Below are 18,186 nucleotides of genomic sequence, written 5' to 3' on the forward strand. Positions count from 1 at the left end.
TTTTAAAATATTCCAAATACGCTGTTTTGTTCATTTCGGCCGATGCTAACTGTTTGGCTGACGTTACCCGGCCATGTAGCAAAATCGGTAGCATTTTCTTTCAAAAATTTACCAGCATTTTCAATCCAACTCTTGCCAGTATTCTTGCAAGTCTCAATCAAAGCATTGATGGCGTTGGCATCTGCTGCACTTCGGCTGTTTATATTATCATTGGTACTACGTGCACCAGCCGTACTAAGCGTTAAGCCATTCTCTGCAATTTTTACATTGAGCAAAGGCACAGCTGCGGCAACAGTTAAATTGGCGATGGCATTTTTGAGTTTAAACAATAACACTTGCTCTTTTTCGCTTAAAGCTCCAGCACCGTTGTACTTCGTTTTAATGTCTGCAAACAATGCATCGCCCAAGAAATTACGGATGCCCATCTCTTCCACCGCCAACATTTTTGGCTTCATAGCAAAAAAGTTGCGGTATGGACTTGCCGAAGGAAAGAAGTCGTTAAACTCACTAGCCTTGCGAATAAATAGGCTCTTGTATGTTTTATAAGCATCACTATTCGCCCATAGTTCATAGTTGTTGATTTCGGCTTCTAAAAAACTGATCAAGTTTTCGGTGGCCGCTTCGGCTTCTAACAAATTAGCTTCACGGTAGTTGGCTAATTGGTATTGGTAGGCTGTTTTACTGCTTTCGGTTTCGCTACGTTTAAAACCTGCATCTGAAAGGGTTGCATCTGCCTTAGGAGCATGATAGTAGCACACATACGGAGCAATTACCTTACGGCATTGCTCCAATAATTCTTTTAAAGGACCAGGCGCTAAGGTTTCATCGGTTGCATTTTTGTAAGCTTCATTCAAAGCATTGTATTGCTCTCTACCCAGCACAGGTATAATGTGCTTATCCTCCACATTTTGAATGGTGGATTTGATAGCGAAAAAATTAGTTTCGCCCAATGAGCAGTACTGCCTTAATATGATAGATGTTTTAAATAACATTAGCTTACAACTTTTTTTGAACCGGCGCCAGTGTCCAGTGTGGTTAAAACTGTATCTCTGAAGCGGAAGACAATATCTTCACCCCACTCGTTAAAATCTCTTACTAAATAGAGCGGCTCTAGCATTATTTGGCGCTCATGTGCTAGCAAAGCACTGTGCACTAAAAAAGATTCTCTGATGTCTGAACCGCCGCTGCGTTGCGAACCAGTACCAACGGTACCAGCCCCAAAAATGGTAGGGTTTACCTGCATGGAAATTAATATTTGCAATTCAGCAGCTGACGAAGTGAGCAACTCTTTATCAATGTTATTCTTGCTCTCAATAGGCGTAATTTTTATACGGCTATGCTCTGTATGATCATGTGGCGATACATCAAAGAAGCTTACAAAAGTTTTATAAGCATTTTCATCGCCGCTTAGAAATTCGTTCATCTCCTCCAGTAAATTCTTCTTTGCAGTTTTGCGCTTCTCATCATCCATCGCCTCCCAAGTTTCGGGACCGAATTTTTTCGGGAAATAACTTTCAGGTATTTCGATGTGGTATTTGATGTTGAAAGCTTTGCTATACATCGACTTCAACAATGATGGTATTTTACAAGCAATTTCAATCCAACCAGCTAGCCTTGCGCCATCCCATGCAGGTACCTGGTAATACGTTTTATTAACACTCGGGTAATTCACTGGGAGTATGGCGCTCTTAACTTTTTTGTTACCACTTTTCAACTTTTCAGCAATTGCTTTTGTAGATTCCAAAGCATCGTACATATCTATACAATCTAACGTAGCCACATATTTGCTCTCAGCTTCAGTAAGATTTTCGGGATTTTCAATGAGGTTTTTTGGTTTCTTTTTTGGGTCGAATTTGGCAAACTGATCACTAGCCAAGCCCCATATCTTAGACAAATAAACACTCTCAATAACACCGCTATCATTCATTTGTTTAAAACGAGCATCGCAACTCTCTTGATGCACAATGTTGGTGATTTTTTTGCATTCGTTATCTAAAACCAACTCGGGAAAGCAGTTACCAAACCATACCCAATCTTGTGTATACTCCAATAAAAAGCGGTTAAACTCACGACTTCTAATGAAGTTGTACACCTGCCTATTCTTTTGATAATCGAGTGGCTTAAAAATTTCTTCGCCTTTATCATCCATACCGTCCACGGTACCAGGTATAATACCACCGCCCATTAGTGCACGAGCTTTCCAGTCTAATGCGGCCTTACCTATGCCGCAATAACCCATGAGGCGTTCGATGTTCTGTGGGAAGCGATTGTCTTCACCCCACTGAGCAACTTGGAACGCACTTTGAATCTTCTTAACGATTGGTGCGGTTCCTCTTGCCGAGTTCGTCGCAAACGTTCCAGCTAATGCGGATGTTTGCGAAAAGAATACGGAAGCATTGCCACCGGGCAAGTAGGCAACGGGACCATCGAATACTATGGAGCTGTTCTTCTTCATATTACTGCAACACCATTAATGTGTGTGATAAGGGGCGGATGAATTTTTCTGATTTGTTTGTTGGGCATTTCAACATTTCGAGTGAAATGATCATGGTGGCGTGGGCGCACACTGAAGGGGTTGCTTACTTTTTCATGGGATGGCTTTACGTTTGCATATTTTCGGCAAAGACGCACTTTAGGAAGCTCCAGCAACTGACCCCCTGTTCCTGATTTCACATCGGCTGTAATACAGCGGATGTTACACCAGTTGCCAGATTCGAGCACCGCTAAAGCTTCTTTAAGTGTGTATGATTGCATAGGGTACACAAACGTATAAAACGGAGTGAGGGCAAAAAAGGACAAAAAAAGAAGCCAACCATTTAAACTTTTTCTTTGCTACTTTCTTTTTGAAAAATTGCGAAGTGCAGCGAAGCAATTTTTTAAAAAGAAAGTAGCCGCTACATGAGCGGCTACTTGGTAAAGGGTGGTAAAATATTAGTTTAAAAAATCACTAGCACTTGTACAAATTTCAAAAGCTTTTCTGGTGCGTTCGTACCCAGTGCCGAACATAATGGAGTTAACTTTTGCGTCGTTGGTTTTGTAGTCTTTGCAATTTTGGTAATATCCTGTTATGGCGTTGTATACTCCAAAGATGGTATTTTGTGTTGTCGGCATCTGCTGCGTTGGGCTGCTCATGGCGTATTCGTATACATCATTTAACACGTTTTCAAACTGTGTTGAAAATTGTACTTTTTTACCCTTCACGATTTCGGTAAAAACTTCTTTGTTGGGTGCCATCGCTAAAGAAATGAGTTTTTTTATTTCGGCATCATTAACCCGAACGTTTGCCCATTTATTAAATAAATATTCTAACTGTTCGCCTGTGGTTTCAGTTATTGCAATAATTCGGGCGGCTTCTTGTAACTTCTGTTCTGCGTTGGCGGTGTGCTTAATATATACGGCGTTGGTGTGGTTACGTAGTGCCATGTTTAAAGTATTGTTGCAAACTATTCTTATAGGCGTAAAAGCTGCCATAATTGAGCCGCTGCCATCATGCGAAGTAGTAAGAAAAATATATTTTTCGATTTCATCACGTCTGCCCACTTTCAACACATCAGGCATTTTTGCCGTAATAAAAATGCGCTCCCCATTTCCTAAAACGCCTGCGGTTTCATATTTAACGCTGCCCTTTTCAACAAGGCTATCAAAAAAACTAAAGGCCGTACGATTTTGCACAACTTCATACTTACTGCCGACAATACCCAAAATTTGGTTGGTATCTGTTCGCATCGTTGAAAAAAAGTTGTTGATGCGTTGGGTGTTTTCATTTTGTAAATTTCCGTCCTGGTCGTATTCGGACGTAAAAAGCGGCTGCTTTGTTACTTCAAAATCTGCCTGCGCCATTATTATCGCTTCTTCACTACTTATTGGATAGTCGGGCAAAAGTCGCCCGAGTTCATGCCATGCTTTTTGCTTTACGCTAAAAAATGAGTGTTTGCCGGTCTTTTCGTTGTAGTTTAAATTATGCATAATTGAAAGTATTTGAGGTGGTTAAACGTTCTTGTTCTTGTTGTTTTAAAATGCGGCTGTTAGCTTCTCTTATAATGTAGTCGGCTATTTCGTAACCGAAAAAAAAGGGTGAAAATCCGCCATTGTGCTTTCTGTAATAGTGGTTAAAGTCTGCCATGTTAAAGTACTGCCCTGCGCTTAGGTCGTTCAAATATTGTTGGCAAACCTCGATGGTTTGTTGTTTGTGTGACATGCGAAAAAAATTGAAAGATGATTAAAAGCCCTACCCCATGAAGGGGCAGGGCGTGAAGGGTTTACCATTTTAGTTGGTCGGCTAAAACTTGTGCTTTTTCGGTAACGATTTTAAAAACCAATTTTGTTACCTCTTTGATAACATCGGGGTTGGTTGTTTTAAATTCGTGTCCTTCATCATCTGATAAAATCAATTCGGAGTTATCCCGATTGTGGGCAGTTTCGAATTTTTCCAACTTGGTTTTGGTTTCAGCAAGTTTCAAATACCTGCGTTGTTGGTCAATCAAAACATCAATTTTGTGAAGCCTATCCTCGAGGGGTGGCAGTTCGTCCGCAACTTTTAATTTTTCAACTTTGGGATTTTGTACGGGTGGCGGTGTTGCCGTTTGGGCGTTTGTTACGGTTGGCGTTTGTCCGTTTGTTGGCTTGGTGGCAGTAACTGCCGCTTTTGGTGTTACCATTTTTTAGATGCCAGTTTTTAGCGAGGGGGCTCACCTCTTTTGTTAATTAATATACTGTAAGTTACTGATTTTTAACGGTTTAACCATAAAAAAACGCAACTTTTTTCGCATTTTTTTTAATTAATTTTTTGATAATCAACCCTTTGCAATTTTACTTTTTTGAGAAAAAGTAAAAATCGCAATAAAAAGCACGACCCGCACTAAGAAGCGGAAGCGAACGCCTAAGGCGCAAACGGGGCATATATGAGGCGCAGGGCGCCTCCCTATGTGAGGCGAAGCTCCGCTAAACCCTATGTTTGCCCATCTCCGCTTAAATTTACCTAGAAGCGAAGTGGGCGTACATACAAACGCCCCAACGAAGTGGGGCGTGCATTAGGGATAGCAGCAAGTACCTTGTACTGCGTATAGCCCGGGCCATCGGCAATGCCATCATCAACCAGTTAGTATCATGTCTCCAGTAGTGGAACGTTCTCCATAACTTAATCCTGACTCTAGTATTCCATACACCAACATGTCTCCAGCATCACTATAATGCGTTGATTCTTCAGCTGGAAAATTCGGATCATGTTCAGACTTCTTATTCTTACCAAATCCATCCTTTTTAGCCTCAGCTTGTGTCAAACACATACTTAATAAATACTTGTCTGCATTCTCTCTATTCACTCTAAACTTCAACTTATAATAACCATTCTCCGACAACAGATCACCCCACATTCTATACTTTGCTTCATGACTTGGTGCCTGCCCCATATACATTGGTATCACAATCCAACCACGTTTCCTTAGTCCACCAATAACCACATCAGCCTTCTTTGTTTCGTTATCATCACCGACTGCCGTATGATCATGCCAATAGTACACTAACTTGCGCCTGTGTGGCTTATAATACTTGTCAAACAAATCAATCAACTCCTTCAGCTTAGCTGGGTATAAGGCATGCAAACCTTTAATAACCTTCAGATACTCTCCATCTACCTGCGCTACTGTCATAGGATGAATACGGCGGTTGTAATCAATGGAGATGTGCAACGGCTTATCAAAATTCAAATCGCTATCACGCATGCAGTTTATGTTCGCAATAGCATCTAGGTTATAATCTAATCGCTCCAGGTAACTATCATTGTTAGCAAAATAACCATGGTATTCTTCGTCAAGATCAGGGTAAAACCCGTTTTCCATACGCATTGGGCGTATGTTTAATATCTGTGTATCAAATTGAAACTGTGTAGTATCTCGCAACTGCTGTTTAATATAATCAATTCCAAGTGCATGAATGTTCTCAATCGTAGAAGCTTCATGATAGTAGAGAAGCCCAGTTCTTAACTCTTTTAGTTCATCGTTGAAGATGGCGATCTGTTCATCAATAGCTAATTTGACTGGTTTGCTTGCACTAGGATAGTGCTGCTTTAATTGATAAATACCTGCTTGAAGATTGAGGATTTGCTTAACTTTTTCTTTATCGGATTTCTCCGACATATCTAGAATCCAACGGCCTGCAGTACCAACAGGCATATCCGTTGTGAAAGTCATTCCATGGTGATAGATGTTATCTTTAAAGGCTATAATCTTACCACGGTTGGCAGGTATCAATTCAGTCTTAAACTTTTCTTCATTGAGAAGTTTTGCCTCATCGCCAATGATCCAATCAATTGTAATACCATTGGACGAGCCTTTTCTGTCCTGGCTTACTAAGTGAGCACCGCCACCATTAAACCAGCTGGTAAAATATTTATATTCTAAAGGCGGCCTATAAGGGCCCTTCCAATTCCATTTTTTAATCCATTTTTGTGAAGGGCGTTGACCAATTAAGTAATGCTCATTCAAACGATACCCTATCTTCTCCCAACCATACACCAATGCAGGGAGCGTCCTCGTAAGCAACTGATTATACGTTGCGCCTAATGTTACGCCTGTACCTCTAGGCATTGTTTTAAAATAACACTGTGCTGATTTATAAGCCAACACGCCTTCACTCTTACCCGTACCACGACCAGCTACCAGCCATTCAACTGGTGCTGATACGAAAATACTTCGCATCTGCGGCGGATTAAAGTGCATTTGTCTATTCATGTGGAATATCAACAAACTCTAAGTGCTCAAACAATTTAGGGTTGAGTTTAGCTTTTCTTTTATTATTAATAACATCCATTAATTCCTTCAGATCAACTTTGTCTGCACCGATTAAGCTAGGATTGAAAGTTGCTTCGATTGTATGACCTTCAAAGCTTTCAGCGTTGTTCTCTTCCTCTTCTTCAATCATCGCTAATAATGCGATCCGGTTTTTCTCCAATGCAGCTGAAGCTTTTAGATCGCCCAAAGATTCAGCCTTACGTTGTAGGTTTCGATTAACCTGCAGCTGAATATTGAGCTCGAATTTTTTGTTGACGTTTATTACTGAAGAAAATATTTCTTTCGTCGCTTTTAAGTCTTCATAAGCTTGCGTAAGTTCAATATTAAATAGCTTCATCACAGAATTAAGAATATCTGATTCAGTGTATTTGCCTGATACGGATTGATTGTAAATAAATTGGTAGCGCTGGAGCTTATCTTGCTGCTTTTCTGTCAATTTAATATCAGCAATACGGTTGCATAGGTATTGCTGAATGAGCTGCCAATCGTTTGTACGTTCTGCCAATGACTCTACACTTCTAGCTATTTTTGCCGCCTTTTGTTTGAGGGCATTGGGTAGCCCAGGCTGTCTGCTATCCATGGTCGAGTAATTTTAATTTCGCTTTTTCTAAAATATTTGAGACCATTGTTTGTGCCGGACTACTACCGCTCTTTGCTAAGTCAATGATACTTTTACGGTGCTCAAATTCGGATGTATAAAAACCTTTGTAATAAGCCCTATAAGCGGCTGAATTTTCATCTTGCATCAATGCCCTCATTAAATCTTTATCTATCTCTAATGCCAATGCAATGGCCATAGGGTCGAAATAACAAGCGCCCATCGTTTCAATTTGTTTTAAAACCTCGTCATTGATCTGCTCTGAAGATGTTAGCATTGTCCATTGTTTTATTTATCCAATCAATATGAAAATCGCCAATGGCTTTATCCATTGTAACTACGCCTGCCTCAATTTTAGGGTTGGTTGTCCAGTTGCTGCTGGTAACGATTGAGATAGAAATAGCTGCCGTTTGTATTACACATACTTTCGCATGAATGGCCACCATTGCAATTTTATTGGCATTCATTGCCGCTAATTGGTATACTTCAGGGGTTCTTACTTTAGCCCTATAATCAATCAGCATATTAAGCGAGGCAATAAGGCCCTTTTGCTGTGCCATTACTAACTGCCTTAGCGGCGTTTCTCTGAGTGCATACGTAGTCATGTAAATAGTTGCAGGATTGTATTTATTAACTAACTGCATCACCAAGTCGTGCATACTCCAATCGCCTTTGCTTACATAGTGCACAGACTTACAAGGAGCAATTGCTCCTAGTAAAAGCTTTAGCCTTTCCGGACTTTTACAAATGATTGGTCGCTCTACATCGTTGCTCACTGCAAACACTGTAGAAGGATCAGCTACTACTTTGTTGTTTGTTGTGAATTCAATAAGCGCCATTTTGCTTCAAGTATTTTAATGTTATCCTGGTGTTTTTGCATGAGGTGCAACCGCTCTTCAGTAGCCGGTTTATCTTTTAATTTGTTGTAAGCTTTCCGGGCATTGTTGAGCGTTTGTTTAACTAAGTGATCAGGTAATGCTTCATAAGGGTCGTTCTCTATATCTACATATTCCTGCGGCATTCGGTTATGTTCTTTCACGTAATCGGCTACCTCAAATAGTTTAGCGGATTTAACTGATAATTCAACCACTTCAATGGCCAGCTTACATCGTTGCTTTACGAGCTCTCTATTATTCTGATCCTGCCAATCTTCTACCTTACATAATGCAAATAATTCTGCTCTTTTATTCATGTACACTTTATAAAGCTTTGTTGCTTCTAAATGTGCATTTTTATATAGATCGCTTTCGGTAAAAGTTGGCTTTGGTTCATCAACTTTATTTACAGCAGGAGTTACAATCCGTTTTGATATAGCAGGTATTTTAGGAACGGTAATTTCTTTAGGCTGTTGAGCCTTTAACTCATGAAATATCTTGGTGAGCTCAGCAACTAAACGGTGGCGATTGTACACAGAACTACCCTGTGCAAAAACTTGTTTTAATGCTACATTTTTACTCACCTGGTCAAATATTGCAACCCCTGTGAAGTACTCTCTTGTGCCGTTGAGCCATGTTCTTATAACCTCAAACATGGTACAAAATACAGCCGCTAAAATAATTAGTAAAGGACAGTTAACGCTTGATGCGCCCTGTGTTGATTTCGTTGGTAACGTATTCCTTCATTCGGTCGTACACCTTCGCAAAATCAGTTGTCATTGCATCATCGCCCCATCCATCAACACGAGTAAGTGTAAAGCCTTGAATAGGTTTCCACTCAAATAAGTATAATGAAATGGGGAATAACAAATGCGTTATAAAGATTGCTTTTTGCTTTGGATTGTCAACGTGGGAAGTGAGGAACTTCGGATAATTTCTTGCCATATTTAGTTGCCAATTTTAGAACAGGTGGCTCACCTGGTTGTGAAGCAAAAGTATAAAAAAAGCTGCTCAATAGAGCAGCTTTTGATAGTTGATTTAAGGGATGAATATTTTTACTAAGGTAGGTAAGTAATTTCGCCTTCATACAATTGCACATAGCCATTGCTGTAGGTTAATTTTCCTTCATAGCCTTTAACTCCATCTTTGGTAGTACCTGTTGTGAAGTCAACACTCAAGTAAGCTTTAACGCAATCACATCCTAACTGGTAGAACATATTTGCTTCACAATTACTGTCTTTAACAAGCGCCACTAAAGGTACGTTCATTAAATTTTTAACTGTTTCATGCAATTCTGCGTAAGAACCTGGAATGAAAACACTAGCTTCAAAATCTAATTTTTGGAAGCCTTTATCACCAATTGTTTTAGCAGACAATTGGTTTTTCTCAGGCGCTAATGCAAATTTTGCAAAGCCTTTGGTTGGCAAAAATTCGTGATCTTCTTTGATACGAACTTCATCCCCAGGGTTAGTGAAAGGTGCTTTTGGGCACTTGATACCATCCACTGCAAAGTCTGCTTCTCTTGCAATTAAAACGTAATCAGCAACGCCTGATTGTACGTTTTGTGGTGTTTTTAAATTGGCATATACGTAAGCCATTGTTAAATAGTTTAAGGGTTTGTAATGGGATTAAAGAAGTGGTAGATTAAACCACTTCTAATAAAATATTTTGACCTTTTACACTCAAAATTTTAGCGATGATTTTCTCATCAGTTGCCGCCGCAGCTGCAGTGATAAGAATTGGTTCTTCGCCTTCTTCAACGATTGTAAATACAGGTATTGTCCAACGAAATTCCTTGCCTTTATGCTTCAAGTTTTCCTCTGGCAATTTTGGCAATTCTTTTTTGGCAGCAGTTTCAATTGTAGTGGCACTACTAACCACTTTTTTAAGCGCCTCGTTCTGTTCAGCCAAAGTTTTATTGGCTTCAATTAATGAAGCAATAGCATCGTCTTGTAGCTTTTGTTTAGCAACAACCGCTTCTAATGTTATTTCTGACACGATTTTTAATTTTAATGTGATTGAATAAAGGGTACGGATTTTAAAGCTCACCTTACGGTGATGAAGTAGCTTACGCTACCTCACCATCGCTGGTAAAAATCATTTTCGGCTGAATAAAGCCTAAGCCTGCATGCCATTCTGTGTAGATGGCAATTTTGCGCTTCTCTTTTTCAATCTCGAAATTGTCGATGTTACCAAAGCCTTTCACACCAAACAATGCGTTTGGTTTTGGTGTACACCAAATACGGGTTTTGCTTGCCATACTAGGGCGACCTGCAATAGTGATATTGTCGTAATCAACCACTTTATCATAACTCACATCGCCTTGTTTATAATTCATGTTGTATTTAGCACGAACGCCTCTGCGGTATTTCTCCCTCAAGCTGCGGTTCATGTTTAAATCCATAACCATATAGCGGTAACGCTCAGGTATAGAACGTACGAATAACTCAACTTTTTCAACAAACTGTACGTCTGTTAATGTGTTGATGTTGCCTAAAACAATTGGCGCTAATGCACCTGCAGCAATGTAATCGTTCAACAATTTTTCAACCCCATCCATCACTTTACTAGGGTCGCCTGCAGTACCTGAAGTAGGTGCAGCATAAACACCTTTGTAAAATGCCTTCATCTCTAAGTCTTCCTTAGATTGCTTCATCAAATACATTTCGATGAACCAACGGATGAACGGCCATGTAGTTACATCCGTATTGTTGTTAGCTAAAAAGCCTAACCAACTGCGCTGCAACTTATGAGGATTGAACTCTGCATCAATCTTCATTTTGAATAAAGGAATACGAACTGGTTCGAATTCAACACCACCACTTGGGGTGAAATCGTCCTGATATTGTTGTACAATTTCTTGCACTTCAACGTTCGCTTCATCTAAAATTGTGTCTTCCGTCGGAACGGTCGTGAACGCATTCTGCGTATCCATGCTTTCATATGGAAGCATGTGCAAATTGGCTGCGCCCTGGCCTTGATTTTGGTAATAGGCACCAAAATCATCAATGATCTGTTCTACTGATATCGTAGTGTCTGCCATTTTAATTTAGTTTTATAGGGTGGGTTTAAAAATTTTGTTTAGGTGGATTAAGACCTCTGTAACGGAATGCCCATTGCTAGTGCAGCTTTGTTTGCCGGGTGTTCAGGATCGTCGAAACGAACACCTGTTTTAGCTCCCTTAGGATCTGCATTTTCATCTGCAGGGGTTGATAATGAAGTACCAGTTTTACCGCTGCTTTTTCCATTCAATTTGGCATTTTCCGCCTCTAGTTCAGCAATACGTTCAGTATGTGCTTGAATAGTGGTGGCATCAGTTGCAGCAGCATCTTCTAATGCACTAATACGAGCAGTGTTAGCTGTAATAGTTTCATTTAACTTAGCAGTTGCAGTTACATGATCTTGAATAGCAGTAGCGTTTGCAGCTAAGGTGCTTTCAATGGTGGCCGCTTCTTCGGGTTGCAAAAACAAACCTTCTGTTGTGTCTGGCTCTTCGTTCCAGCCCAATGTTGAGCTGATGTTTGGATAGTTTGGCATTATTGTTTTAGATTTATAAGTTGCGTAATACGGTCTACAACACCCGATAGTGGCTTAATGCCATCAATCAAGCCCATTGATTTGGCTTCTTTAGCGTTGTACATTTTGCCTGTGAAAGGCTCATCCCCTTTAGCTTTCAATCGTGGGCCACGACTTGCAGTAACTGAAGCTTTAAACTGATCAACCAAAAAGGCTAATTTATTTTTTATGGCTGCATCATTGCCTGCAAGGGCATCGTAGTAGTCTTTATTTTTATCGGGTGATTGTGGTGCGTAGATTTCGAAAATCTTGATGCCTTCATTGGCGAAATACTCTGTAAAATCATATAGTGTGGTATAGGCGCCTATGCTACCGAACATATCAGTTGCTTGGGTGCAATAGATTTCCCTACCGCCTGCAGCAATCCAATAACCGGCACTTGCGGCCATACCATCTTGTATTAATGAAACAACGGGCTTCGTTTTATTGGCTGCTCTTATAGTGTCATAGAGCATACCTGTACCATCGGCTTGGCCACCAGGGCTGTCGATGTTTAAAATAATACCCACCACTCTATCACTTAATGATAGGCGTTGTATTAAATCATTAATTTGGTTGGTACCATAACTGCAGATATCGCCATACTTCAAAACAGGCCCTATGATGTTGACCATTGCAATGGAATCATACGGCAGCCTTTCAGGGCTTTGGTAAGGATTCAATACAAACACATTGGTTACCTTATTAGCGGCTGCTGATTTTACTAAAACTCTTTTGGGGGTTTGTTGTCGTGAGGTGAGTGCAACTGGCTGATGCTCCTCCATGTTGCCTCGTATCATACTAAGCACCAATGGCAGCTGTGAAGCTGCGTATTGGCGTTCAATTAAAAAAGCTCCTCTTAATAGGGCGGATGCGGTATGAAAGCTCACTTACTTACGGGTTAATTAGGCAACAAAAATGCCTTACCCGAAAGCGTTAATAAAGGACATAAAAGCTTATGGAACGTAGAAAGCGACTGCGTTTTCGCTTACATAATTGAGTTCCCAAGCGATTTGATTTTGATTGGTACTAATATCAGTATTGAAAGAAAAACGCATACCATCGCTATTGCTACCAATCAGCAACTGACTTTTATTAAGCAACGTTACCAATGTAATTAGTTTTTCATAACGCAAGGTTTCTAACCTACGAAATTGTACTGTTGTTAATTCATTCAACAAACCTTCAATGGAAATTTCGAAGTAGTCGCCAGCCCTGCTACTCTTTGATTTTGAAGATATTTTACAACTATTAGGTATTAATGGAATGTCAATCATTGAAGTCGTTAATACCAAAGGCTCGTTAATTTCACCAGTAATAAAGTTGGTGAAAATTCTACTACTTAAAGTGTGCAATGGTGCAACTTCAATTTTGCAAATACCAGGAACATGGGCTCCGGTTGCAATGGTAATATTTGAATAGGCAGGCTTCATATTGTGAAAGTAAACTCAATTTATGAGCGGTAGATTTTAGGGGACATTTACGGCAAAAGTTTTCGCAAAATAGAGGGGACAATTACGGCAAAAGTTTTCGCAAAATAATTTTGTTAATCAACATCTTTCCGGCGAAGCAATGGCATGTTACGCTTTACACGGCTGCGGTAATAATCTTTCTTCATGCTGTCAGTACTCCAATCATCTTCATCAATCCCTAACTGGCGTCTAACTACTCTAAGGTTTCTTTCAAAGCCTGGGTTCATAGTGATCAGGTCATCCATCATTCGGTGAAAGCGATGCTTCAGTAATAGCTCTACAAACTTATTGAACTGGCGAATATTGGTGCTATTCAAATTACAGCCATATCGCCTCATTTTTGAAACAGAAATATACACCTTAATGAATGCCCCGTAGTTACATTCAGCATCTGCTTTATCAGGGTTGGTATTACGCTCTAATAAACTCAATAATTGATTATAGATTACGTGTGCACCTGGTGCTAATTTAAGTGTATCGCCTAGCTCTTTATGCAGGTAAGCTTTAATGTAAGGTTTTACGGCAATTTCAATGCCTACGTAGCCAGTCATGGTGGTTCGATGTATTTTTAAAAATACTAAATTTATTCGAATCTTCTGCGGCTAATGCTAATTTTTTTATCAATTACATCAGCTGTTTTTTCAGCAGCTTTTTTGCCAATGATGATCATTAAAAATAAAATGGCATATGCACCTGTGCAGAAGCCGCAAACGTACCAGGTAATGGCATCATTAAAAAAGAATGAAATGGCTGCAATGGCTGCCAATGTTATAAGGTAAGGCAAAGTAATTTTAATGTTGTGTAGCATACATATAATTTTGTGGGTTATGAATAATTTGTTGATCTAATTGTTTTAACCAGTTACTTCTGCAAAGGTTTTGGTAATGCTCTATGCTTGCAATCGGCATATCTAACAAAGTTTTGTATAATATGATACCCTGTGCATCGCTCAGCTTTAGCTTTATTTTTTGTGATGGCCTAGCTGCTAACTTCTTCAGCATAAATTCTTCCAGCTCTTGCACCACCGCAACAATCAATTTTGATTGTAAAAATTCCGGAGATACTTTACTCTGCCGCTCTACATTTAACATCAGTGAACGACTAAGCATAGGCAGGTAGTTAATGAGCACCGCTCCAAGGCAGTTGAGCTCGTGGTATTGCGTGATGATTTGCATGTATAGTTTTTTGAATTGCGTAAATGCTTACGTTAGCCGCCATACAGCGACCAACCAGTTTCCCAATGCTCGCCTTTTCTGTCTTGCCAAAAAAGTAACGTAGGAAAAATAACACCATCTTCAAATTGATACAAGCCAGTTGGCGTTAATTGCATCCATTCACCATCTGTAAAATATTGGTGGGTTACTTTTTTACCTTCCCGCATTGCTTGAATAGCTTCCGACTTAGATAGTACGGCGGCTAACAAGCCATTTTGTTCTATGGCGGCTGACGAATTACTATTTGGCATTTGAATGAATTTTAACTGTGAATAAATATTGAGCGATAGTACTGTATTTGCCGCCACAGCACAAAGCGGGCAGAACGTTGGCTGCTATACTATCTTATCAATTTCATCAATGACCAGATAATAATATGCCTTCGTCTGGACGATTTGAGTTAATAAATCTTCTGACGTCCCTTTTATGGTTGGGTTAGTTTGCAAAATTTCTTCGCATTCAGACTTTGCACATTTTTTTGCAAAATCAATTTCTTGAGCAGGAGACAATCCAGTATTCACAGGCATTATATTCATATAATGACCAAACCTCTCAATCGCTTTTAATTTAGGTATCATATTTTGACATTTACGCTGATTAATTAAAAGCAGCTGTAGGTTATTAATTAATTTTTTTTCATTTCAACGGACGGAAAGCTATTGCCTAACCATCGCCAATGATTTACGTTAGCTGTAAGTCTACGACCCTCTACCTGCATTGACACCTAACAAGGAATTGAACAATTGCATTACTTCGCCATCCCCAGTAATTTTGTGAACAGCACTTTGAAGTTGCAAAATTTCATTTTCTGTAAAAGTTTTTTCTTTTTTAATTTCATAAGAAATATCTTCCAACAGATTTACAATTTCAGAAGTATGGCAAATATCTCTATCAATTCTATTTACTTCTACATTAAAATCTAATTTTTGTGCTATTCGGTAATCATTTTTTAAATCAACTCTTTGCGACTTGAACGCTTCTTTTTTTTTAATAACAAAATCCAATACTGCTTTCATTTTAACTTTATTTAAAAGTTTGATTATTAATATATCTCCCACTTTCCTAGTTCCACATCGTATGATCTTTTCAATTGCATGCCTTGAAATTTCATCAAATTCGGCATTGAACAATAGCCAAAGCATTCATGCATTAACTCAATAAATTTTCGTCCGTCAAGCGGATGCATAAGTATTACTGTTGGGTATCGTTTATTTTTAAAAATGAACTCATGATACTCATGAGCTATATTTCCTAGACTGACAGGTGTTAGATCAGATTTAACAGGATTAGAAAGTTCTCTTGTCTTTGCTAATTTTTCTGCATCAATTATTAGTTCTTGAATGTTTCTGAAATCTCCTTGTTTCATAAAATGATTTTAATGATGTGAATTTTTAAATTGATGAAATACTGAATTTGGAGGCAATTAAGTAAAAACTGTCTGCTGTGACCTAACCACTCTGAAATTGTATTTTTCACGCCAATAACGCCAATTGTTACCACTACCACTAATAAAGTTTTTTATCGCCTTTGTTCTAGTAGCAGAAAAAGTTTCTGCAACTATATAGGTATTCCCTGTTCTCGGATGTCCAATGTTTATGACTACCCAACCATCTTTAGTTATTTGCATTTGTAATAGTCCATTATATTGAAGTGTTAAAATTGGCTCACTAAGCCACCGATTGTTTTCGCTTCCTACAAGTATTTTTTTACTCGTGTTCGACCCGTAGCGTATGGGTTTGGCAACCCTTTTGCAGCCTTGCCAACACTTCTATTGCTGCAACAGGTACGTATTTTAATTATTTAATTTCCTCTGTAGGTAACTTCGGAATTTTATTGTTGTTCATAAATATGGGAACCTTATTTTCCGTAGGAATGTAGTAAACTGCATTTTGATTTTTCTCAATATTGTCAATCCACAGCCATTCTAAATAAGCCTTGTTATTCTCTAAGCTTTGCCCAATAATTTTATTGGCGGCAGCAATACCAGACGCTCTTATCTGATCAGCTTCAGCATTTAATTTAGCTGACTCCAAATTTGCTTTTGCAGTTTCAATAGCTACTTTCTTACTACTCTCAGCCTCAAGCAACATTGATTTCCCGTTATTTTCAGCATCAAGCCTACTTTGCTCTCTTTTATAATTTCTATACCATGAGCATGAGGAAAGACTCATAAATAATGATGTACTGATAATTAAAATTGTTAACCTTTTCATTTTTAAATTGGGTTTTATAAGTCCGCCCAGAACTATTTATTTATTAATCTCTTTATCATTTTGATACCCTAATGATTTAGCTACTTGATCGCTATTGTTATAGCCATTATCAAAAAGAAATTTTGCTGCATCAAGTTGCATTCTGTAATTGTTAACTATTTGGTTAGAAACTGCTACTATACCCCTTGCTTTATTCATTTCTTCATGAAGCTTATCACCTGTTGTATCTTCATCGGCAAGGCGCTCTAATTGAGCGAATAGGGCATTGTTTAAATCACTCATTTTATTTTTCATCTATCTTCTTTTTTAATTTGTTAATTAATGCAAGGGTTGGTATAATTTCTGCTGGTATGTGATGTTTTGAATTTCGAAGCATATTTTCTTCTCTGCTGATCATTTTTAGATTTTCGATTACCACATTTTTTGAATCACCATCTATAAAAACAATAAAATTTCCTTTGGGTATTTTACCGTGAGCTTGCTCCCATATGTACACATGCTTAAACACTAATTTTGTAGATTCTGCAATTTTAATTTTTACGTATTCTCGGCCTTTTATTTTACGAATAACTTCAGTACCTAATTTTAAACTATTGGCTGGAATATGACCTTTTTTAAAAAAAGTGTGTTTAGATTTTTCGTAAACATCGGGGCACATTTTAATGCCTTTATTTGCTGGAACAAAGCCAGGTCTGCGCCTATGTGAATACCCTATGACTTTCAAACGCTCCCCTTGTCTTGCCAACTCCATTTTCTTAAAAGCTTCTGATTTTTTTAGTCCCATTTTATAAGCAACTTTGTATATGGTTCTAACACTTCTTTTTAAGTGATCTGCAATTACAGAAGTATATTCATCTGCATACTTACTTTTCAAAAAATCTATATCCTCTGAACTCCAACCATTGATTGTTTCAACATTCATTTCAATAATTTTTCTTTAATAATTTCATTAACCTTACTGCTTGCCATCAACACAAATTCATAGTCATCATATTTGGCTATTACATTGTATTTCGCCTCTTTCATTTGCTGCATTTTTAGCTTTAAAAATTCATGCTTAGCATCGCATCGCTGCTCAAAGCTTCTGCCTGGGAATGATGGAAAAAATATATCCCACTCAAGTATTTTATGCCCACAAACAAATAGTTGAAGCACTGCCATTATGGTGCTACAATTAATGGGTTTGTTGAATGCTCACTTGGTGCAATAATTAATGGCTTTACTGACTGCTCACCAGCTGCCCTTGTATTGTACAGGTGTATCATCATTGCGGTGAGAATACCAATCTGGTAAAATCCTTCAGAACAGTTGCTTGATATTTGAAAAATGTTCTGATCATCGTTCAACTCAATAAACTTGACTTTACATTCATAGCGCTTAGCTGCTTTAATGTGTCGCTCTAACTCTCTTTTAAAATTCGCTGCTGGTATTACTAATGGTACCTGCACTTTAATATGTTGCATCATTTTAT

At 38.7% G+C, this 18,186-nt stretch carries 30 protein-coding genes; all 30 read right to left on the reverse strand.

Going from position 1 to position 18,186, the window contains the following annotated elements:
- Positions 1-2 precede the first annotated feature (2 nt).
- The 30 genes from ACFOWM_RS03455 to ACFOWM_RS03600 all read right to left on the reverse strand — a co-directional run bounded on the left by ACFOWM_RS03455 (position 3) and on the right by ACFOWM_RS03600 (position 18,181).
- On the reverse strand, positions 3-992 hold the full coding sequence (locus tag ACFOWM_RS03455; protein ID WP_379707092.1) for a DUF6712 family protein: 990 nt from the start codon (positions 990-992) through the stop codon (positions 3-5).
- Positions 992-2,410: a hypothetical protein gene (locus ACFOWM_RS03460; RefSeq protein WP_379707095.1), complete on the reverse strand. Its 1,419-nt coding sequence runs from the start codon at positions 2,408-2,410 to the stop codon at positions 992-994. Before ACFOWM_RS03460 ends, ACFOWM_RS03455 begins: the two co-directional genes overlap by 1 nt.
- A 41-nt stretch (positions 2,411-2,451) precedes the next feature.
- The gene (locus ACFOWM_RS03465; RefSeq protein WP_379707098.1) at positions 2,452-2,754 is read right to left on the reverse strand and encodes a hypothetical protein; all 303 of its coding nucleotides are present in this window, start codon (positions 2,752-2,754) and stop codon (positions 2,452-2,454) included.
- A 177-nt stretch (positions 2,755-2,931) separates the two neighbouring features.
- Positions 2,932-3,966, reverse strand: coding sequence for a DUF932 domain-containing protein (locus ACFOWM_RS03470; RefSeq protein WP_379707101.1), 1,035 nt, complete (start codon positions 3,964-3,966; stop codon positions 2,932-2,934).
- Positions 3,959-4,198 (reverse strand): hypothetical protein, encoded by a 240-nt coding sequence (locus ACFOWM_RS03475; protein WP_379707104.1) that lies wholly within the window; start codon positions 4,196-4,198, stop codon positions 3,959-3,961. Before ACFOWM_RS03475 ends, ACFOWM_RS03470 begins: the two co-directional genes overlap by 8 nt.
- Positions 4,199-4,259: 61 nt before the next feature.
- Positions 4,260-4,658 carry a hypothetical protein gene (locus ACFOWM_RS03480; protein WP_379707107.1) on the reverse strand — a complete coding sequence of 133 codons (399 nt, stop codon included), beginning with the start codon at positions 4,656-4,658 and terminating at the stop codon, positions 4,260-4,262.
- Positions 4,659-5,090: 432 nt separating this feature from the next.
- A complete protein-coding gene (locus tag ACFOWM_RS03485) occupies positions 5,091-6,728 on the reverse strand; it encodes a hypothetical protein (RefSeq protein ID WP_379707110.1) in 1,638 nt (545 codons plus the stop codon).
- Entirely contained in the window at positions 6,721-7,368 is a 648-nt protein-coding gene (locus ACFOWM_RS03490; RefSeq protein WP_379707113.1) for a hypothetical protein, read from the reverse strand. Before ACFOWM_RS03490 ends, ACFOWM_RS03485 begins: the two co-directional genes overlap by 8 nt.
- The gene (locus ACFOWM_RS03495) at positions 7,361-7,663 is read right to left on the reverse strand and encodes a hypothetical protein (protein ID WP_379707116.1); all 303 of its coding nucleotides are present in this window, start codon (positions 7,661-7,663) and stop codon (positions 7,361-7,363) included. Before ACFOWM_RS03495 ends, ACFOWM_RS03490 begins: the two co-directional genes overlap by 8 nt.
- The gene (locus ACFOWM_RS03500; RefSeq protein ID WP_379707119.1) at positions 7,635-8,225 is read right to left on the reverse strand and encodes a hypothetical protein; all 591 of its coding nucleotides are present in this window, start codon (positions 8,223-8,225) and stop codon (positions 7,635-7,637) included. Before ACFOWM_RS03500 ends, ACFOWM_RS03495 begins: the two co-directional genes overlap by 29 nt.
- Positions 8,189-8,917: a hypothetical protein gene (locus ACFOWM_RS03505; RefSeq protein WP_379707122.1), complete on the reverse strand. Its 729-nt coding sequence runs from the start codon at positions 8,915-8,917 to the stop codon at positions 8,189-8,191. The genes ACFOWM_RS03500 and ACFOWM_RS03505 overlap by 37 nt, the downstream gene beginning before the upstream one ends.
- A 40-nt stretch (positions 8,918-8,957) precedes the next feature.
- On the reverse strand, positions 8,958-9,131 hold the full coding sequence (locus ACFOWM_RS03510; protein ID WP_379707125.1) for a hypothetical protein: 174 nt from the start codon (positions 9,129-9,131) through the stop codon (positions 8,958-8,960).
- Positions 9,132-9,319: 188 nt separating this feature from the next.
- Entirely contained in the window at positions 9,320-9,859 is a 540-nt protein-coding gene (locus ACFOWM_RS03515) for a hypothetical protein (protein WP_379707128.1), read from the reverse strand.
- Positions 9,860-9,905: 46 nt separating this feature from the next.
- Positions 9,906-10,259 carry a hypothetical protein gene (locus ACFOWM_RS03520; RefSeq protein WP_379707130.1) on the reverse strand — a complete coding sequence of 118 codons (354 nt, stop codon included), beginning with the start codon at positions 10,257-10,259 and terminating at the stop codon, positions 9,906-9,908.
- A gap of 70 nt (positions 10,260-10,329) precedes the next feature.
- Positions 10,330-11,304, reverse strand: coding sequence for a hypothetical protein (locus ACFOWM_RS03525; RefSeq protein ID WP_379707133.1), 975 nt, complete (start codon positions 11,302-11,304; stop codon positions 10,330-10,332).
- 47 nt (positions 11,305-11,351) lie between these two features.
- Positions 11,352-11,798 (reverse strand): hypothetical protein, encoded by a 447-nt coding sequence (locus ACFOWM_RS03530; RefSeq protein ID WP_379707135.1) that lies wholly within the window; start codon positions 11,796-11,798, stop codon positions 11,352-11,354.
- On the reverse strand, positions 11,798-12,706 hold the full coding sequence (locus tag ACFOWM_RS03535; protein ID WP_379707138.1) for a S49 family peptidase: 909 nt from the start codon (positions 12,704-12,706) through the stop codon (positions 11,798-11,800). Before ACFOWM_RS03535 ends, ACFOWM_RS03530 begins: the two co-directional genes overlap by 1 nt.
- 66 nt (positions 12,707-12,772) lie before the next feature.
- Positions 12,773-13,249, reverse strand: coding sequence for a hypothetical protein (locus ACFOWM_RS03540; protein WP_379707141.1), 477 nt, complete (start codon positions 13,247-13,249; stop codon positions 12,773-12,775).
- A 113-nt stretch (positions 13,250-13,362) separates the two neighbouring features.
- Positions 13,363-13,839 (reverse strand): hypothetical protein, encoded by a 477-nt coding sequence (locus ACFOWM_RS03545; protein WP_379707144.1) that lies wholly within the window; start codon positions 13,837-13,839, stop codon positions 13,363-13,365.
- A 32-nt stretch (positions 13,840-13,871) separates the two neighbouring features.
- On the reverse strand, positions 13,872-14,096 hold the full coding sequence (locus ACFOWM_RS03550) for a hypothetical protein (RefSeq protein ID WP_379707147.1): 225 nt from the start codon (positions 14,094-14,096) through the stop codon (positions 13,872-13,874).
- Positions 14,080-14,463, reverse strand: a complete 384-nt coding sequence (locus ACFOWM_RS03555) for a hypothetical protein (RefSeq protein WP_379707150.1) — start codon at positions 14,461-14,463, stop codon at positions 14,080-14,082. Before ACFOWM_RS03555 ends, ACFOWM_RS03550 begins: the two co-directional genes overlap by 17 nt.
- Positions 14,464-14,495: 32 nt before the next feature.
- Positions 14,496-14,753, reverse strand: coding sequence for a hypothetical protein (locus ACFOWM_RS03560; protein WP_379707153.1), 258 nt, complete (start codon positions 14,751-14,753; stop codon positions 14,496-14,498).
- Positions 14,754-14,837: 84 nt separating this feature from the next.
- Positions 14,838-15,080: a hypothetical protein gene (locus ACFOWM_RS03565; RefSeq protein WP_379707156.1), complete on the reverse strand. Its 243-nt coding sequence runs from the start codon at positions 15,078-15,080 to the stop codon at positions 14,838-14,840.
- 120 nt (positions 15,081-15,200) lie between these two features.
- A complete protein-coding gene (locus ACFOWM_RS03570) occupies positions 15,201-15,518 on the reverse strand; it encodes a hypothetical protein (protein ID WP_379707159.1) in 318 nt (105 codons plus the stop codon).
- Between the two features lie 26 nt (positions 15,519-15,544).
- Positions 15,545-15,868, reverse strand: a complete 324-nt coding sequence (locus ACFOWM_RS03575; RefSeq protein ID WP_379707161.1) for a hypothetical protein — start codon at positions 15,866-15,868, stop codon at positions 15,545-15,547.
- Between the two features lie 430 nt (positions 15,869-16,298).
- Positions 16,299-16,715 carry a hypothetical protein gene (locus ACFOWM_RS03580; RefSeq protein WP_379707163.1) on the reverse strand — a complete coding sequence of 139 codons (417 nt, stop codon included), beginning with the start codon at positions 16,713-16,715 and terminating at the stop codon, positions 16,299-16,301.
- A 36-nt stretch (positions 16,716-16,751) separates the two neighbouring features.
- Entirely contained in the window at positions 16,752-17,009 is a 258-nt protein-coding gene (locus ACFOWM_RS03585) for a hypothetical protein (protein WP_379707165.1), read from the reverse strand.
- Positions 16,999-17,637, reverse strand: a complete 639-nt coding sequence (locus ACFOWM_RS03590) for an HNH endonuclease signature motif containing protein (protein ID WP_379707168.1) — start codon at positions 17,635-17,637, stop codon at positions 16,999-17,001. The genes ACFOWM_RS03585 and ACFOWM_RS03590 overlap by 11 nt, the downstream gene beginning before the upstream one ends.
- Entirely contained in the window at positions 17,634-17,870 is a 237-nt protein-coding gene (locus ACFOWM_RS03595) for a hypothetical protein (protein WP_379707171.1), read from the reverse strand. Before ACFOWM_RS03595 ends, ACFOWM_RS03590 begins: the two co-directional genes overlap by 4 nt.
- A 5-nt stretch (positions 17,871-17,875) precedes the next feature.
- On the reverse strand, positions 17,876-18,181 hold the full coding sequence (locus ACFOWM_RS03600; protein ID WP_379707174.1) for a hypothetical protein: 306 nt from the start codon (positions 18,179-18,181) through the stop codon (positions 17,876-17,878).
- Positions 18,182-18,186 lie beyond the last annotated feature (5 nt).

The organism is Ferruginibacter yonginensis (genome assembly GCF_042651465.1).
GTDB classification, from domain to species: Bacteria; Bacteroidota; Bacteroidia; order Chitinophagales; family Chitinophagaceae; genus Ferruginibacter; species Ferruginibacter yonginensis.

Bases quoted from the DNA above. Each gene is read 5' to 3' on its own strand.
- ACFOWM_RS03455 (WP_379707092.1), bottom strand. From the start codon at position 992: ATGTTATTTAAAACATCTATCATATTAAGGCAGTACTGCTCATTGGGC.
- ACFOWM_RS03465 (WP_379707098.1), bottom strand. From the start codon at position 2,754: ATGCAATCATACACACTTAAAGAAGCTTTAGCGGTGCTCGAATCTGGC.
- ACFOWM_RS03470 (WP_379707101.1), bottom strand. From the start codon at position 3,966: ATGCATAATTTAAACTACAACGAAAAGACCGGCAAACACTCATTTTTT.
- ACFOWM_RS03475 (WP_379707104.1), bottom strand. From the start codon at position 4,198: ATGTCACACAAACAACAAACCATCGAGGTTTGCCAACAATATTTGAAC.
- ACFOWM_RS03480 (WP_379707107.1), bottom strand. From the start codon at position 4,658: ATGGTAACACCAAAAGCGGCAGTTACTGCCACCAAGCCAACAAACGGA.
- ACFOWM_RS03485 (WP_379707110.1), bottom strand. From the start codon at position 6,728: ATGAATAGACAAATGCACTTTAATCCGCCGCAGATGCGAAGTATTTTC.
- ACFOWM_RS03490 (WP_379707113.1), bottom strand. From the start codon at position 7,368: ATGGATAGCAGACAGCCTGGGCTACCCAATGCCCTCAAACAAAAGGCG.
- ACFOWM_RS03495 (WP_379707116.1), bottom strand. From the start codon at position 7,663: ATGCTAACATCTTCAGAGCAGATCAATGACGAGGTTTTAAAACAAATT.
- ACFOWM_RS03500 (WP_379707119.1), bottom strand. From the start codon at position 8,225: ATGGCGCTTATTGAATTCACAACAAACAACAAAGTAGTAGCTGATCCT.
- ACFOWM_RS03505 (WP_379707122.1), bottom strand. From the start codon at position 8,917: ATGTTTGAGGTTATAAGAACATGGCTCAACGGCACAAGAGAGTACTTC.
- ACFOWM_RS03515 (WP_379707128.1), bottom strand. From the start codon at position 9,859: ATGGCTTACGTATATGCCAATTTAAAAACACCACAAAACGTACAATCA.
- ACFOWM_RS03525 (WP_379707133.1), bottom strand. From the start codon at position 11,304: ATGGCAGACACTACGATATCAGTAGAACAGATCATTGATGATTTTGGT.
- ACFOWM_RS03530 (WP_379707135.1), bottom strand. From the start codon at position 11,798: ATGCCAAACTATCCAAACATCAGCTCAACATTGGGCTGGAACGAAGAG.
- ACFOWM_RS03540 (WP_379707141.1), bottom strand. From the start codon at position 13,249: ATGAAGCCTGCCTATTCAAATATTACCATTGCAACCGGAGCCCATGTT.
- ACFOWM_RS03545 (WP_379707144.1), bottom strand. From the start codon at position 13,839: ATGACTGGCTACGTAGGCATTGAAATTGCCGTAAAACCTTACATTAAA.
- ACFOWM_RS03550 (WP_379707147.1), bottom strand. From the start codon at position 14,096: ATGCTACACAACATTAAAATTACTTTGCCTTACCTTATAACATTGGCA.
- ACFOWM_RS03555 (WP_379707150.1), bottom strand. From the start codon at position 14,463: ATGCAAATCATCACGCAATACCACGAGCTCAACTGCCTTGGAGCGGTG.
- ACFOWM_RS03560 (WP_379707153.1), bottom strand. From the start codon at position 14,753: ATGCCAAATAGTAATTCGTCAGCCGCCATAGAACAAAATGGCTTGTTA.
- ACFOWM_RS03565 (WP_379707156.1), bottom strand. From the start codon at position 15,080: ATGATACCTAAATTAAAAGCGATTGAGAGGTTTGGTCATTATATGAAT.
- ACFOWM_RS03570 (WP_379707159.1), bottom strand. From the start codon at position 15,518: ATGAAAGCAGTATTGGATTTTGTTATTAAAAAAAAAGAAGCGTTCAAG.
- ACFOWM_RS03575 (WP_379707161.1), bottom strand. From the start codon at position 15,868: ATGAAACAAGGAGATTTCAGAAACATTCAAGAACTAATAATTGATGCA.
- ACFOWM_RS03580 (WP_379707163.1), bottom strand. From the start codon at position 16,715: ATGAAAAGGTTAACAATTTTAATTATCAGTACATCATTATTTATGAGT.
- ACFOWM_RS03585 (WP_379707165.1), bottom strand. From the start codon at position 17,009: ATGAAAAATAAAATGAGTGATTTAAACAATGCCCTATTCGCTCAATTA.
- ACFOWM_RS03590 (WP_379707168.1), bottom strand. From the start codon at position 17,637: ATGAATGTTGAAACAATCAATGGTTGGAGTTCAGAGGATATAGATTTT.
- ACFOWM_RS03600 (WP_379707174.1), bottom strand. From the start codon at position 18,181: ATGATGCAACATATTAAAGTGCAGGTACCATTAGTAATACCAGCAGCG.